Raw genomic sequence first — 15,131 nt, forward strand, 5'->3', positions numbered from 1 at the left:
ACGCCTCGTTTCTTGTTATTGGATGGCCATAGGCACGGTGAAAGCGTTGGCAATCAAAGTGGTTTGGGATTTACGGCCTCAATTCACGACCATATGGCAGCGCAAACCCGCCGTAAAGCCCCGTTATCTGTATTTATTATGCGCGAAACTGTTCCGAAAGCCCTTGAAAACGCAAGTGCTTGAACAGGTTGCGTACAATTGATCCGGAGGTCCGCTCATTAAAAGAAAAAAGCACCGCGCGAAACGGTGCTTCTTTCAAAGTTATTTGACTAAGACTAAGATGAACCTCAATCAGACTGCCTTAAGGTCAGCAAGAAACTTGGAGATCAGTTTTTCCATATTCTCTGCCTGTTCATTCATCGTGCCAGCAGCGGCAAGCACAGAGCCAGAGACGTCACCGGTATCTTTAGCCGCTTTGGCGACCTCTTGAATTCCGAAGGATACTTCCTGACTTCGCCCCGCAGATTCAGAAACGTTTCGGGCAATTTCCTGAGTTGCGGCGCCTTGCTCTTCGACAGCAGAGGAAATTGCTGTCGCGATGGAGCTGATGCGATTTATCGTCTCCGAGATTTCCTGAATAGCGGTGACGGTATCCCCTGTTTCCGATTGAATGCGTGAAATTTGGCTGCTGATTTCTTCTGTTGCCTTCGAGGTTTGATTTGCAAGACTCTTCACCTCGTTAGCAACAACCGCAAACCCTTTGCCTGCTTCCCCGGCGCGCGCCGCTTCGATGGTGGCGTTGAGGGCCAACAAGTTTGTCTGTGACGCAATATCGTTGATAAGAGACACCACATCACCAATCCGGTTTGCAGACTCAGCAAGCCCTTTAACCAGTTGCTCACTAGAAGATGCCTGTGCAACAGCAGAGCTTGAAATCGCAGTTGAATCAGATACCTGCTGAGCGATCTCGGAGACAGATGCACTTAGCTCCTCGGTTGCGGAAGACACTGTCTGAATGTTGGATGATGATTGCTCAGCCGCTGCAGAAGAATTGTTCGACTGTTCTGAGGTCTTTTCTGCTGTTTCGCTGATGTAGTTTGCACTTTCACTAACGTCATTTGCAGCTTTGGTGACGCCTTTAACCAGTTCAATAGCAGACGTTTCAAAGTTCGCAGCGATCGCCTCGATGGCTTTGGCGCGTTCTGCTCGCGCTTTCTGGTCTTCGAGTTCACGCGCCTGAAGTTCACGTGCCTCCTGAGCTGATTTCTTGAAGAACTGCAACGAACGCAGCAACGAACCAATCTCGTCACGGCGTTCTGCACCAGCAATATCAATATCAAAATTACCTTCGGCCACATCCTCCATCATCTTGGCCACCGAACCTATAGGACGCGATACTTGAGAAAGAACAATATAAACAGCAACAGCGAGAGACAGTGAAAGGCCAACTACTGCGGATAAAATCAAAATAGCAGTCGTCGTTACATACCGATCATGCGCCAAATCGGTTGACGCCGCCAAATTGTTCTTTGCAAGTTCCTGAAGCTTGTTCAGGTAGAAGTTAAATTCTTCCTTGATGATCGGGCCACTACTATCGAGATATTCAAATGCCAGCGCAATATTACCTCCTCTGGCAGCATCAATACCCTTTAGGATCGTTGCCTTAAAATTAACGAGACCTTTTTCAGCCTCAACAACCCAGCTTCGCTGCTCTTCTGTTAGATCATAGGAAAGAAGCCCGTTCAAACGAGCGGCCGCAGAGTCTACAGCGGATGTAAAAGCGTTGGTGCGTTTCTCAATTTGCTCGTCTGACTTTTCCGCCACAATGTCCAGAAGAACGTTTCTGGCAGTCATTGCAGAAGCAACACGCATTCTGTTTACATCCAGAGCGCCAAGTGACAATGGCGCATCCTGCTTGGTGATTTGCGTTGTGGTTTTGTCGAGGGAACTAAGCGCGTAAACCGACACCCCCGTAATGATTGCAATAGCAATACCCAGCAATCCCAGTGGCAAAGCCAATTTGAGGTGAATCTTCAAATTTTTCATAAATCCCCCGAATCATTCCAATGATGAAAGCCTAGGGTCAGGACCTATTAATTTGGTTTGAATGGTTAAACAGATTTGTGCGGATACGCGGAGTAAAACTGCAGGAAGATATTTATCTTTCAAAGTTTTACGACAAAGTAGCCCGTGCAAATCCGTTTAATCCGGAGGACAGACGTTTTATTTGCAAACTCCAGCGTCAAATCCCTTGTCCGGGATGCCGACCCGACCGGCGGGCTTTTCCTTGGATTTCGTAAATATAACGTCTGCCATTCAAATCAAATTAATAGGTCCTGACCCTAGCCATACCTAGAAGGCGTACCTTCATTTAAACTCGCAAGACACATACTATAGTCTAGTTTTCAAAAAATTAAACCCAAATATCACATCCAAATGGAAACAATCATTATATTTCAAATAGATAAAGGTATAACATTCAATGCAAATACTCCTAATTGACTAATTTCTGAAATGCTGAACACAAAAAAACGCACCGCAATTCTGCGGTGCGTCGCTCAACCGACCTGTTCAAAAATATAATTCTGTGTTTCGGGACAGTCCCCAAACCTATTCGTCTTTTTCGAACTCGATGATGATGGCATCGACCGAGAGGTTGGCACCCTGTTCGGCGTGGATCTTTTTGACCACGCCCTTGCTTTCGCATTTAAGGACGTTTTCCATCTTCATGGCTTCAAGGATGCAGAGCTCCTCGCCCGGCTGAACGGTCTGGCCTTCTTCGACGGAGACCTTGACGAGCAGACCCGGCATCGGGGAGAGCAGGAAGTTCGACATGTCTGGCGGGGCCTTGAACGGCATCAGTTTCTGCAGCTCTGCCACACGGGGCAACATGACCTTGAAGTGGCGCTGAATACCATTGGCGGCGAGTTTGTAGCCGACACCTTCGACGTCGATCTGCACACAGACCGGGGCACCGTCAATTTCACCGACAAACATCGGATCGCCGATTTTCCAGTCCGAGACGACGCCATAGCTGCGGTCATCAATGGCAACGATGTAATCACCGTTAACACCGTCGAACTCGATATCGAATGGCGTGTGGTCATCCCCACTGACGGCCACCCAGCTTTCGGCGACGTCAAGCGGATGATCACTGACCTGGCCGGTGATGCCGGCATTGCGTTCGGCAAGGCGCTGGTTGATATAGGCTGCAACCACGATCAGGGTCGCGGGATCATCATTGGGCAGATCATCGGCCGAGAAACCATCGGGGTATTCTTCGGCGATGAAGTTGGTGGTGATGTTGCCGCTCTGGAAGCGTTTGTTGGCCATGACGGCGGCCAGAAACGGGATGTTGTGCGAAATACCGCGAATGTAATAGCCATCAAGGGCGCGCCGCATTTCACCAATCGCCTGTTCACGGTTATCACCATAGGTGATCAATTTCGCGACCATCGGGTCATAGAACATCGAAATCTCGCCGCCTTCATAGACGCCGGTATCGATACGCACGGTGTCTGATTCCGCTGGCGGCTGATAGCGCACCAAGCGGCCCGTGGAGGGCAGGAATTCGCGGAAGGGGTCCTCGGCATAGACGCGGGTTTCCATGGCCCAGCCGGTGAGTGTGACGTCATCCTGTTTGAGCGTCAGTGTCTCGCCATCGGCGATCTTGATCATCCATTCGACAAGATCCTGACCGGTGACAAGTTCGGTCACCGGGTGTTCGACCTGAAGACGGGTGTTCATTTCAAGGAAGTAGAAGTTCTTGTCCTTATCGACAATGAATTCCACGGTACCGGCCGAGCAATAATCAACGGCCTTTGCCAGTGCCACGGCCTGTTCGCCCATGGCCTTGCGGGTGGCGGGATCAATGAAGGGCGACGGGGCTTCTTCGACGACCTTCTGATGGCGGCGCTGAATGGAGCATTCACGTTCACCAAGATAGACCGCGTTGCCGTGTTTATCGGCCAGCACCTGAATTTCGATATGGCGCGGTTCTTCGACGAATTTTTCGACAAAGACGCGGTCATCGCCAAAGGAGCTTGCGGCCTCAGAGGTTGCACGCTCAAAGCCTTCGCGACATTCGGCGTCATTGCGCGCGATACGCATGCCCTTGCCACCGCCGCCAGCGGAGGCCTTGAGCATCACCGGATAGCCGATATCGTTGGCGATCTTGATGGCCTCATCAGTGTCCTTGATGACGCCCATGAAACCGGGAACGGTCGAAACGCCGGCATCGGCCGCGATCTTTTTCGAGGTGATCTTGTCGCCCATCGCGGCAATGGCACCGTTCGGCGGGCCGATGAAAGCAATGTTGGCGGCATCAAGCGCCTTGGCGAAGGCCTGGTTTTCCGACAGGAAGCCATAGCCCGGATGAACGGCCTCGGCCCCGGTGGATTTGCAGGCCTCGATGATGTTTTCAATGATCAGATAGGACTGATTTGATGGCGCCGGGCCGATATGGACGGCCTCATCGGCCATCTGAACATGGAGGGCGGCTTTGTCGGCATCGGAATAGACTGCGACGGTTTTGATGCCCATTTTCCAGGCTGATTTGATCACACGGCAGGCGATTTCACCGCGGTTGGCAATCAGGATCTTGCTAAACATTTTTATCTCTCCCAATTTGTCTTACAGCGGAATGTTGCCGTGTTTCTTTTCAGGGTTCTTGATGTCCTTGTTACGCAGCATGCCGAGCGCCTTGCAAACGCGGCGGCGTGTGCCATGCGGCATGATGACATCATCAATGAACCCCTTGCGGCCCGCGACAAACGGGTTGGCGAATTTTTCGCGGTATTCCTCGGTGCGGGCTTCGATCTTTTCGGGATTGTCCATATCCGCCCGGAAGATGATTTCCACCGCCCCTTTTGGCCCCATCACCGCAATTTCGGCGGTCGGCCAGGCATAGTTGACGTCACCACGCAGATGCTTTGACGCCATCACGTCATACGCCCCGCCATAGGCCTTACGGGTAATGACCGTAACCTTGGGAACGGTAGCCTCGGCATAGGCGTAAAGCAGTTTGGCACCGTGTTTGATGATGCCGCCATATTCCTGTGCGGTGCCTGGCATGAAGCCCGGCACATCGACAAAGGTGACAATCGGAATGTTGTAGGCATCGCAGAAGCGCACAAAGCGCGCGGCCTTTTTGGAACTGTCGATATCAAGGCAACCGGCCAGCACCATCGGCTGGTTGGCAACGACACCGACGGTGCGGCCATCCATGCGCGCCATGCCGACAATGATGTTCTTGGCGTAGTCGGCCTGAATTTCAAAGAAGTCGCCTTCGTCGACGATCTTGGTGATCAGTTCCTTCATGTCATAGGGCATGTTTGGATTTTCTGGCACCAGGGTATCGAGCGAGAAGTCATCGCGCTTGATCGGGTCTTCGCATAGACGCGCAGGCGGCTCTTCCTTGTTACACAGCGGCAGGAAGTCCATGAAACGCCGGGTCTGAAGCAAAAGATCGACATCGTTCTCGAATGCGAGATCGGCTACACCCGACACGCTGGTATGGGTCGATGCCCCGCCCAGCTGTTCATGGGTGACTTCTTCGTGGGTCACGGTTTTGACCACATCGGGACCCGTGACGAACATATAGGAGCTGTCTTTCACCATGAAGATGAAGTCGGTCATGGCAGGGCTATAAACCGCACCGCCGGCACAGGGGCCCATGATCAGGGAAATCTGCGGGATGACGCCGGATGCTTCAACATTGCGTTGGAACACATCGGCATAGCCGGCAAGACTTTCGACACCTTCCTGAATACGTGCGCCGCCCGAATCATTCAGCCCAATCACCGGTGCGCCGACCTTCATCGCCTGATCCATGATCTTGGCGATCTTGCGCGCGTGGGCGCCTGAAAGCGCGCCACCGAAAACGGTGAAATCCTGTGAAAAGACAAAGACCAGACGGCCATTGATCGTGCCGTGGCCGGTGACGACACCGTCGCCGGGAATGCGGTTTTCGGTCATGCCGAAATCCACACAATCATGTTCGACAAACATGTCCCATTCTTCGAAGGAGCCTTCATCGAGCAGCACATCAAGGCGTTCACGTGCGGTGAGCTTGCCTTTCTTGTGCTGATTATCAATGCGGCGCTGGCCACCGCCCATGGCAGCTTCGGCGCGCTTCGCTTCGAGTTTGGCGACAATATCCTGCATGTTGCGTCTTCCTTGCTGTGATCGGCCATTGGGCACATTTCGGGCCAATGTGCGCGTCTCGAGAATGAAATAGCATTATTCGGTACTGGAATGCCAATTATTTTTGCTGTTCTGACAGAGGTCGAGAATAGCGCGTAAACACCTGATTTCCCTAACGTCATCGCGATATATGTGAATGGGCTGGACTAAAGTCTAGAGTTGCAGGCAGCAGCACCCCCGCACGGGATCATTTCGCCACCTCAGACGTTGAGATAGTGGTGCATACTGCTACGGTCCCTGATCCGGGACAGCCAGAGTGCGTATACTTCATACCTGTCGTCACCCCTAAGCGTTTGAGCCCATGTTGAAATTCAGCCCCCGCAATCCGGAAAAAACCGGCGATGATCGCCCTGCCAGCTCCCTTTGGGGCTATGTCTGGCGGATGAGTGGCTGGCATCAGGTGGTGGTGTGCAGCCTTGCCGTCATTGTCGCAGCCCTTGGCATTGCGCCGATCGAGCTGCAGCGCCGGATTGTGGATAACGCGATTACACCGCAGGATTATGATCTTCTGATCACGTTGGCGGCGGTTTATCTTGGCCTGATTGTCGTGCATGGCGGGATTAAATATGTGCTGCGGATTTATGAAGGGTGGCTCAGTGAAAGTGCGATCCAGTATAACCGCAAGCATCTGACGCGTTTGCGCGCCCATAATCAGGCCGGCAGCGACGATGAAAGCAACGGGCGGGCGGTTTCGATCATCGGATCGGAGATCGAGAAGCTTGGCGGGTTTGTCGGCGATGGCCTGTCACAGCCGGTGGTCAATAGCGGCATGCTGATCTTTGGCCTGGGCTATATGATCAGTGTCGAGCCGATGATTGGCCTGATCGGGGTGATCGCGCTGATCCCGCAGGTGGCCCTCGTGCCGGTGATCCAGAAACGCATCAATGCCCTGATCGAAGAGCGTGTGGACAAGATGCGCGAGGTCAGCGACGAGTTGGCAGACCTTTCATCGGATAAATCCGACGACGAACAGCTCAGCCCGATCAATCGCGGCATTACCGGGCTGTTTGACAACCGCATGCAATTGTTCGTTCTGAAATTCGGCATGAAGGCGTTGATCAATCTGCTCAATGCCTTCGCGCCGCTTTGCGTGCTGTTTGTCGGTGGCTATCTGGTGATCCAGGGCCAGACATCGGTCGGTATCATTGTGGCCTTCATTTCCGGGTTTGATCGCATGTCATCGCCCATGCGCGAATTGCTGTCCTATTACCGGGTGGCCGCACAGGCCGCAGTGCAGCACAAAATGATCGCGCGCTGGATGCAGTAAGGGGATTTAGAAGGGGTGTGGCAGCCTTGATAAGCTGCCCCTACTCGGCGACAGACTTGTCTGGGGCATGCAGGGCGTTGCGGCCACACAGTTCACGGTCAATCGTGTTGCAATCATTGCAGTCACCCTCGACATAGAAGCAATAGCGGTTGCGGCCGCAATTCTTGGCACGATAAAGCGCCTTGTCAGCATCGCGATAGATGGATTCTGCGTTGCCGGTCTGATCCGTGCAGGTCGAGATGCCGATGCAGATCCCGACATGCACTTCGTTGCCATCAATGATCCGCGGGCGTGAGACTTCCTCGATAATCCGCTGGGCGGGAATGGCCGCATCGCGGACATCTTCCATCAGCGGCAGAACCACGGCGAATTCATCACCGCCAAGGCGGGCGACAACATCAGCCTCGCGGCAATTGCGCTTGATGATTTCAGCAACCTCCATCAGAAGCTTGTCGCCGACCGGGTGACCAAAGCTGTCATTGACGGCCTTGAAATAATCGAGATCCAGCAACAGAAGACCGATGTTCTTTTCGAAGCGCTTGTTGATCTGAATGATCTGGGACAGCATCGAGTTGAACTGATGACGGTTGGAGAGACCGGTCAGCTGATCGGTCTGGGCCAGACGGCGAATTTCGGCCTCGACCGTTTTGGACGGCGTGATATCGGCATGGGTGCCCGACATGCGCAGCGGCTTGCCGTCTTCGTCCCATTCAACGACCTTGCCACGATCAAGCACCCAGACCCAGCTGCCATCCTTGTGGCGCATGCGGCATTCGCACTGATAGTGATCGGTCTCGCCGTTGAAGGTGCTTTGCAGAAGCGCCCCGGATTTTTCGAAATCCTCGGGATGGCAATGGGCCATCCAGGTTTCGATGCTGACGGGGGCAAGCTCTTCGAGCGTGTAGCCGATGATTTCCGCCCAGCGTTCGTTAAAGCGGGTTTCGCCGGTCTGAATGTTCCATTCCCAGGTCCCGGCATTGGTGCCCCAGATGATCTCATTCAGGCGCTGGCGTTCCTCGCCGAGCTTGCAGTTGGCATCCTTGAGCATGGTTTCATAATGCTCACGCTCAGTAATATCGACATTGGTGGTGTGAATATATTTGCGTTCATGAAGTTCGATCACGCCGGCATGGACCTGAATCTTGCGGACATCGCCATTGCCAAGACGGTGGCGCACAACGAACGACAAGGTGCCGTGCTCGAATACTTCGGCGACATGTTTATGCAATGAAGGCGCGCCATCGACATCAAGTTCAGGAATGGTCCGCCCGACCAGACCGCCTTCGCCAAAGCCATACAGCATTTCTGCAGCATAGCTGGCATCAACGATGCGGCCATCATCCGGATCGACCAGAATATTGACGGCCGTGGTGTTGCTAAACATCTGACGATAGAGCAATTCACGCTCACGGAACGCGACTTCGGCCTGTTTGACATCATTGATATCGGCAAAGGACACAATGACGCCGTCAAGCGTTCCGCTGTCAGCGGAATGCAGGGGTTCGGCATTCACACGGATCCAAGCAAATTCGCCGTTGGGCCGATTGACGCCCAGAACCACGCCATATTCGCGTTCGCCCGTGACAAGCACCGTGCTGCCCGGCAATTCTTCGCGCGTAAGCGGCGTGCCATCTTCGCGCACAAAACCCCAGCCGTCGGGCACGATAACCTTGCCGGTCAGCTCATCTGCGCTCAGACCGAGAATCTCAAGCGCGGTATCATTGAACTCGACAGTCGCGCCAGTCGCATCATGCACAACAACGCCTTCGGCAAGGGAATCAAGCAGTCGTTTGTGCAGATTGTCGCTGGCGGCCAACACATCGCTGATACCATTTCCCGCAACCAGGCTTGGCGCGCCATCGCGTCCGGTCATGCAGCCAGATGTGATAACATCATCCGACGGGGTTGCCCGAATGACCGAGCAATCTTCAACCAGCACCCAATGACCATCCTTATGGCGCAGACGGAGCATGTTACGTCGTTTTGTGCCTTCAGGGACGGCGTCCTTTGCGGGGAAATCGAACTTCGCAACGTCTTCGGGATGCAGCAGCGGTACCCAGCCTTGTGCCGGGTCAAAATCGCCCGCGGCCAGATCATAGCCCAACAGGCCAAGCATGCCACAGCCCACGAAGTTACGCGACGGCGAATTCCTGGAAAACTCATACAGAATCGATACGGGCACCGTTTCCGGCGCCGCGTTCATTCCTGCCTGTTTGGTCAAGTTTACCGCCAAATTCATCCTGTCGCCGAAACGGCGTCCCCTGAGTGAAACCGGTCATTCTGTCCAACCCACTGCGCGTCCCGGTTGCTTTTGCGAAATGCGATATACATATTCCGCTATTTCAAAAGTTCCGCGCAGGCTCAGACCCTGACTGACCAATTTGCAATCACGATACCAAAGTATAGGCCAATATTTATACCTATTGCTGGTTGATGAAAAGCAGATTTGCGGGCTTGCCGTCAACAAATTTGGGTGGGACTTGCTAACATATTGAATTGGAATACAACCGGTTCAATCCCTTCGATAGTCGAACATGCTGCCATGCCAAAAACCCATGCAAAACGACCATAAAAAAAGGAGCAGAAACCTGCTCCTTTGGGTGGGGTCACCTTTTTGGGCCGTGATTTGCGAATCAGCCAAGCAGTTCGAGATAGCGTCCCGCAGCCAGAAGTTCTGCCCGGTGGCGATCGCGGCGTGCGATGGCCTCGTCATCCTCGCCCCATTTTTCCATGGCGTATTCTTCATCAAGCTGGGCGGCGTCAAACGCGGTCTTGGCATCAATCTGTTTGTTCATGACGGCCAGACCAATGATCACGGAGCCCGACACCGTGGTCAGGCTGTGAAGAGCGGTCAGGTAATAGTCATCAAGACTTTCGACATGATCCTGCAGACGGATCAGCGCATGATCATCCTGGGAAACCGGCATCACGCCCTCGGTCACATTCAGGGCCACACCGAGATCATTCTTGGACCAATCCAGCAGCGGCTGCCATGCCTTGGCCTGGCGTTCGATCAGATCTTCGGGGTAGGACGCGCGATAGCACAGCAGGTCTGAGCGGCCATAACCGGTCAGCTCGGCAATCACTGCATCGCGGTTCGGGCGCACCCGGTCAATCGCGGTCGCCGCCAGCTGCATAATCGGCATGGTGGATGGCTGGATCTTTTCGCCCTGCGCATCCCATTCCGAGGCAATTTCACGTGCCAGCACTTCGGACGGCAGCAGGAAATCGGCCTTGGCCGGGGTTTTCACCGCACGGCCATCCAGAAGCACGCGCCAGCCCGCCCCGCTGTCGTCAACAGCGGCATCGGCCTTTTTGTAGAAACGGTTGATTGATTGTGTAAGCATGACCGCCATATGCCCAAAAGCAGCGATTTGCGCAAGGGGTTTGCCACACAATTTGCCAGATAACGCGTGTGAAATGAGCGATTATCAAGAATTCCTGTATAATTTTTGATCAAATTGCCCCATTGACCAAATAATAAACACCACTACTCTGCTCGGTGAAGGTTACAAAACCGCGACAAAGCGGGCGCATTGGCGAGATGGCATAACCATTGCTAAGTGCGCATTGGATTTTTATCAGGTGGCTGGATTGTATCATCGATCCGCATTCAGGAGGCTTCTTTAGACATGACCACGCTTACGAACCGACTTTTGGGCGCCGCCATCGGTGCGGCAGTTGCACTGGGCGCGCATGGCGCGCTGGCTGACATGGCAATCAAATTCTCGCTCGACTGGAAATTCGAAGGTCCGGCAGCGCCGTATCTTCTGGCCAAGAAGAACGGCTATTTCGAAGATGAAGGCCTTGATGTCACCATTGACTCGGGCAACGGTTCGGTCGGTGCGATCACCCGCGTTGCCAGCGGTGCGTATGACGTATCGCTTGCCGACATCAACTCGCTGGTCGAGTTCAACGCATCCAACCCGGATCGTGCCATGAAGTCGATCTTCATGGTGTATGACCGCCCGCCGTTCGCGCTGTTCATGAAAAAAGATTCAGGCATCACCAAACCGGAAGACCTTGTGGGCAAGACCCTTGGCGCGCCGGTATTTGATGCATCGCGCAAACTGTATCCGGCATTTGCATCGGCCACCGGCCTTGATCTGGATGCTGTGACCTGGGAAAGCATGGACCCGCCGCTACGTGAGCCGATGCTGGTCCGTGGTGATGTGGATGCGATTTCCGGTCACTATTTCACCTCGATCCTGAACCTGCAGGCGCAGGGTCTTGCCAAGGATGACCTGACCGTCTTCATGTATAAAGACTTTGGCATGGACTTCTATGGCAACGGCATCCTGGCATCGCCGGACATGATGGAAAACCATCCGGAAGAGCTTAAAGGCTTCCTGCGCGGTGTGGTCAAAGGTTGGGCCGCTGCGATTGCCGATCCGGCAGCCGCCATCGAAGCACTTAAAGAAGCGGACCCGCTGATCAATCCGGACCTTGAAGAGCAGCGCCTGCAGATGGCGATTGATGAAAACGTCATCACCCCGGCAACCCTTGAAGAAGGCATGGGCCTTGTCAAAGCGGACCGTATGGCCAAGGCCATCGATCAGGTTGCCCTGGCATTCGGTTTCGAGAACAAGCCGTCTGTTGATGACATCTATACCGATGCTTTCATGCCCTCAGCTGAAGACCGCATGCTGAAGTAATCACCAATTGAGACGGGGCAGTCAGATAGTCTGGCTGCCCCGTTTTTTTCATCTGCCCGTGCAAACGGATAACGAATAAAGATACAGGGTCCGACCCCGCGGTCAGGACCAAGGCCAAGCAGGGGGAATAACTGCAGTGTCCAATAGCTTCGTCGAACTCAATGACGTCAAGCTTCGCTATAGTGAAGGCGATGATCTGGCGCTTGAAACCACCAACATGAAGATCGACAAGGGTGAGTTCATCGCCGTTGTGGGTCCGTCGGGCTGCGGCAAGTCATCCTTGCTGAAACTGGTTTCCGGCCTGATGCCGCCGTCTGCGGGCAGCGTCATTGTTGATGGCAAGGAAGTTTCCGGCCCGCTCAAGATCGTTGGCATGGCGTTTCAGAACCCGACCCTTCTGCCGTGGCGCACGACCCTTGATAACGTCCTGCTGCCGATGGAGATCGTCAAACCGCACCGCCACCGCCTGCGCAAGCATCGCGCGGAATATGAAGAGCGCGCGCGCAAGCTTTTGGCGACGGTTGGGCTTGAAGGCCATGAAAACAAATACCCCTGGGAGCTTTCCGGTGGCATGCAGCAGCGCGCATCGTTGTGCCGGTCGCTGATCCATGAGCCGGATCTTCTGATGCTTGATGAGCCGTTCGGCGCACTTGATGCCTTTACCCGCGAAGAACTGTGGGACATCTTGCAGAACCTTTGGATGATCAAGCCGTTCACGGTTATTCTGGTCACCCATGATTTGCGTGAGGCGGCCTATCTTGCCGACACCATCTATGTGATGTCCAAACGCCCGGGTAAAATCCTTGTCGAGCGTGAAAACACCCTGCCCCGTCCGCGGGACCAGGAAACGACCTTTACCCAGCCTTTCACCGATCTTGTCCACGAATTGCGCGGTCACATTCGTGACGTGCGAGAATCATAAATACCAAGGAGCAGTGATAATGATCGATAGAGATCGTGCAAGCGCTCCGTCGAGTAGGAAGCGACCCGCAGGCGATATATTGCATCGGCAAGGGTTGCTGACGCCCTTCGAAGGGGGGCTTGCGCGACCGGAACGGCGCATTCTCTCGGCCCCCGGACTGCGTCGCATTCCGCTTCCGATACCAAGCATCGCTACGCGAGCCGCTCCTAGCCGGGAACCGAGAGAATGCGTCTCTAACGTTCATTATCACTGCTCCTTGGTATGAGGCAGGAAAAGTCATGAAAAAGAAATTGAACCTTAGCAAAGCAACACCGTGGCTCAGCGCCATCGGGCTTTTCGTTCTGTGGGAACTGATTGTGCGGATTTTCAACATTCCGCCCTATGTCCTGCCGACCCCGTCTGAAAGCATCATTGTCGGCTGGCAGTTCCATGAAGCGATCTGGATGCATGCCTATCACACGCTTTATACAACACTTGCGGGCTTTGCCATTGCCGTGGTGTTTGGTGTGGTGCTTGGCGCGCTGGTCGGATCAAGCCGGGCGATCTATGACGCGGCCAATCCGCTTCTGGTCGGGTTTAACTCGGTCCCGAAAGTCGCCCTTGTCCCGGTTCTGGTCATGTGGTTTGGCATCGGCACGGTACCGGCGATAATCACCGCCTTCCTGATTTCGTTCTTCCCGATTGTGGTCAATGTTGCCACCGGCCTCGCCACGCTTGAGCCGGAGCTGCGCGATGTTTTGCGGTCCCTTGGCGCGACCCGACGTGACATCCTGATCAAGGTCGGCTTCCCACGTGCAATGCCGTATTTCTTTGCATCGCTTAAAGTCGCGATCACGCTGGCCTTTGTGGGTTCGGTCATTTCCGAAACCGTGGCGTCGAATGTCGGTGTTGGCTATCTGATGCTTTCGGCCTCGTCGAAATTCAACATGCCGCTGGTCTTTGCCGGATTGCTGGTGATCGCGGTGATGGGGATTGCGATGTATGAGATCTTTAACGTGATCGAGCGCCGCTCCACCCGATGGGCCAACCGCGGCAATCAGACCAACTGATCCCGGGCGCACCCAAAATCATTAGACAAATTGAAGGCCGGGATTTCCCCGGCCTTCTGTCGTCATACTATTCGCACTGATCAACTGAGATGTTCGTCAAAGAAGGCCATGGTACGTTCCCAGGCCAGCATGGCGTCGTCGCTGTCATAGCGGCCACCGGTCGGGTTGGCGAAGGCGTGATCCGCGTCATACCAGAAGAACTCGTAATCCGTCTTACCGGCGACACGCAGCGACTTTTCGAACCCGTCGACCATTTCCTTGTTGATGCTTTTATCCAGGGTGCCGAAATGGCCCATGATCGGCGCATTCAAGGTTGCGACCTGTTCCGGGGTTTTGTTGACATTGCCGTAATAGATCACAGCTGCATCAATATCGGTCGCAAGTGCCGTATTGAGCGACCAGCCACCGCCAAAGCACCAGCCGACCGAGCCGACCTTGCCGGTTGAATCCTTGTGATTTCGAAGAAACTCGACCGAGGACTGCAATTTGCGGGTCGCAACCACCGGATCCATCGACGACATCAGGGAACGCGCCCCATCGGGGGTCGTGGCCGGCGGTTCGCCGTAAAGATCAACCGCGAGGGCAATGTAGCCCTGCTTGGCATATTCAGCCGCCACCGCGCGAATATGGTCATTCAGCCCCCACCATTCATGGATCAGAATAACGGTCGGCGCCGGAAGCGTATGCGGCATGGCAATTTCGGCAACCATTTCATCGCCTTCGGGCGTGGTGATGGTCACTTTATCAAGCCCGTGACCCGCGGCATGGGCCAGCATCGGGTCGGCAAGAATAACGGCCAAAGGCAGGGCAGCAGCCCCTTTCAGAAACAGTCTGCGTTGTTCATCGGTCGCCTTGGGCGGCGGGCCGAGATGTTCGTGGGAGCCACATCCATCTAGCGTACACATGTTCAAGCCTCCTCTTATTCCTGATTTCGGGTTTGTCCCGTATCACCATCATTTGCGCGCGCTGGGGGTGTTGGCAAATGACATTACCGTCATCATACACCTAACTGCCGCGCTTTCACTTTGTTCAAGTTTCTGTACGGTGCCTCTTGTGACAAGGATCATAGCATCGTTTCGTCACGCAACTGCTGC

Annotated in this window: 10 protein-coding genes; 4 read left to right on the forward strand and 6 right to left on the reverse strand. The window is 54.3% G+C overall.

All coding sequences use genetic code 11. The features are described from left to right. Window positions 1-291: 291 nt before the first annotated feature. From ACXAIA_RS04605 to ACXAIA_RS04615, 3 genes are all read right to left on the reverse strand, one after another. On the reverse strand, window positions 292-1,986 hold the full coding sequence (locus ACXAIA_RS04605; RefSeq protein ID WP_475346480.1) for a methyl-accepting chemotaxis protein: 1,695 nt from the start codon (window positions 1,984-1,986) through the stop codon (window positions 292-294). Window positions 1,987-2,550: 564 nt separating this feature from the next. Further along, a complete protein-coding gene (gene accC / locus ACXAIA_RS04610) occupies window positions 2,551-4,551 on the reverse strand; it encodes an acetyl-CoA carboxylase biotin carboxylase subunit (RefSeq protein WP_475348327.1) in 2,001 nt (666 codons plus the stop codon). A gap of 21 nt (window positions 4,552-4,572) precedes the next feature. Further along, the gene (locus ACXAIA_RS04615) at window positions 4,573-6,105 is read right to left on the reverse strand and encodes an acyl-CoA carboxylase subunit beta (protein WP_475348328.1); all 1,533 of its coding nucleotides are present in this window, start codon (window positions 6,103-6,105) and stop codon (window positions 4,573-4,575) included. A gap of 340 nt (window positions 6,106-6,445) precedes the next feature. On the opposite strand from ACXAIA_RS04615, the gene ACXAIA_RS04620 reads away from it, so the two are divergent. Then, a complete protein-coding gene (locus tag ACXAIA_RS04620) occupies window positions 6,446-7,411 on the forward strand; it encodes an ABC transporter ATP-binding protein (RefSeq protein WP_475348329.1) in 966 nt (321 codons plus the stop codon). A gap of 40 nt (window positions 7,412-7,451) precedes the next feature. On the opposite strand, the gene ACXAIA_RS04625 is transcribed toward ACXAIA_RS04620, so the two are convergent. Both ACXAIA_RS04625 and ACXAIA_RS04630 read right to left on the reverse strand, forming a co-directional pair. Beyond that, window positions 7,452-9,614, reverse strand: coding sequence for a diguanylate cyclase (locus tag ACXAIA_RS04625; protein WP_475348330.1), 2,163 nt, complete (start codon window positions 9,612-9,614; stop codon window positions 7,452-7,454). Window positions 9,615-10,044: 430 nt separating this feature from the next. After that, on the reverse strand, window positions 10,045-10,758 hold the full coding sequence (locus ACXAIA_RS04630; RefSeq protein ID WP_475348331.1) for an ATP12 family chaperone protein: 714 nt from the start codon (window positions 10,756-10,758) through the stop codon (window positions 10,045-10,047). Window positions 10,759-11,043: 285 nt separating this feature from the next. On the opposite strand from ACXAIA_RS04630, the gene ACXAIA_RS04635 reads away from it, so the two are divergent. The 3 genes from ACXAIA_RS04635 to ACXAIA_RS04645 all read left to right on the forward strand — a co-directional run bounded on the left by ACXAIA_RS04635 (window position 11,044) and on the right by ACXAIA_RS04645 (window position 14,037). Next, window positions 11,044-12,066: an ABC transporter substrate-binding protein gene (locus ACXAIA_RS04635; RefSeq protein ID WP_475348332.1), complete on the forward strand. Its 1,023-nt coding sequence runs from the start codon at window positions 11,044-11,046 to the stop codon at window positions 12,064-12,066. A 136-nt stretch (window positions 12,067-12,202) separates the two neighbouring features. Next, complete coding sequence (locus ACXAIA_RS04640; RefSeq protein WP_475348333.1) at window positions 12,203-12,988, forward strand: ABC transporter ATP-binding protein; 786 nt, start codon at window positions 12,203-12,205, stop codon at window positions 12,986-12,988. Window positions 12,989-13,266: 278 nt separating this feature from the next. Then, window positions 13,267-14,037 carry an ABC transporter permease gene (locus tag ACXAIA_RS04645; protein ID WP_475346489.1) on the forward strand — a complete coding sequence of 257 codons (771 nt, stop codon included), beginning with the start codon at window positions 13,267-13,269 and terminating at the stop codon, window positions 14,035-14,037. Between the two features lie 80 nt (window positions 14,038-14,117). On the opposite strand, the gene ACXAIA_RS04650 is transcribed toward ACXAIA_RS04645, so the two are convergent. Next, the gene (locus ACXAIA_RS04650) at window positions 14,118-14,942 is read right to left on the reverse strand and encodes a dienelactone hydrolase family protein (protein ID WP_475348334.1); all 825 of its coding nucleotides are present in this window, start codon (window positions 14,940-14,942) and stop codon (window positions 14,118-14,120) included. Between the last annotated feature and the right edge of the window lie 189 nt (window positions 14,943-15,131).

The sequence above is a fragment of the Thalassospira sp. ABL2_045 genome (genome assembly GCF_056161285.1).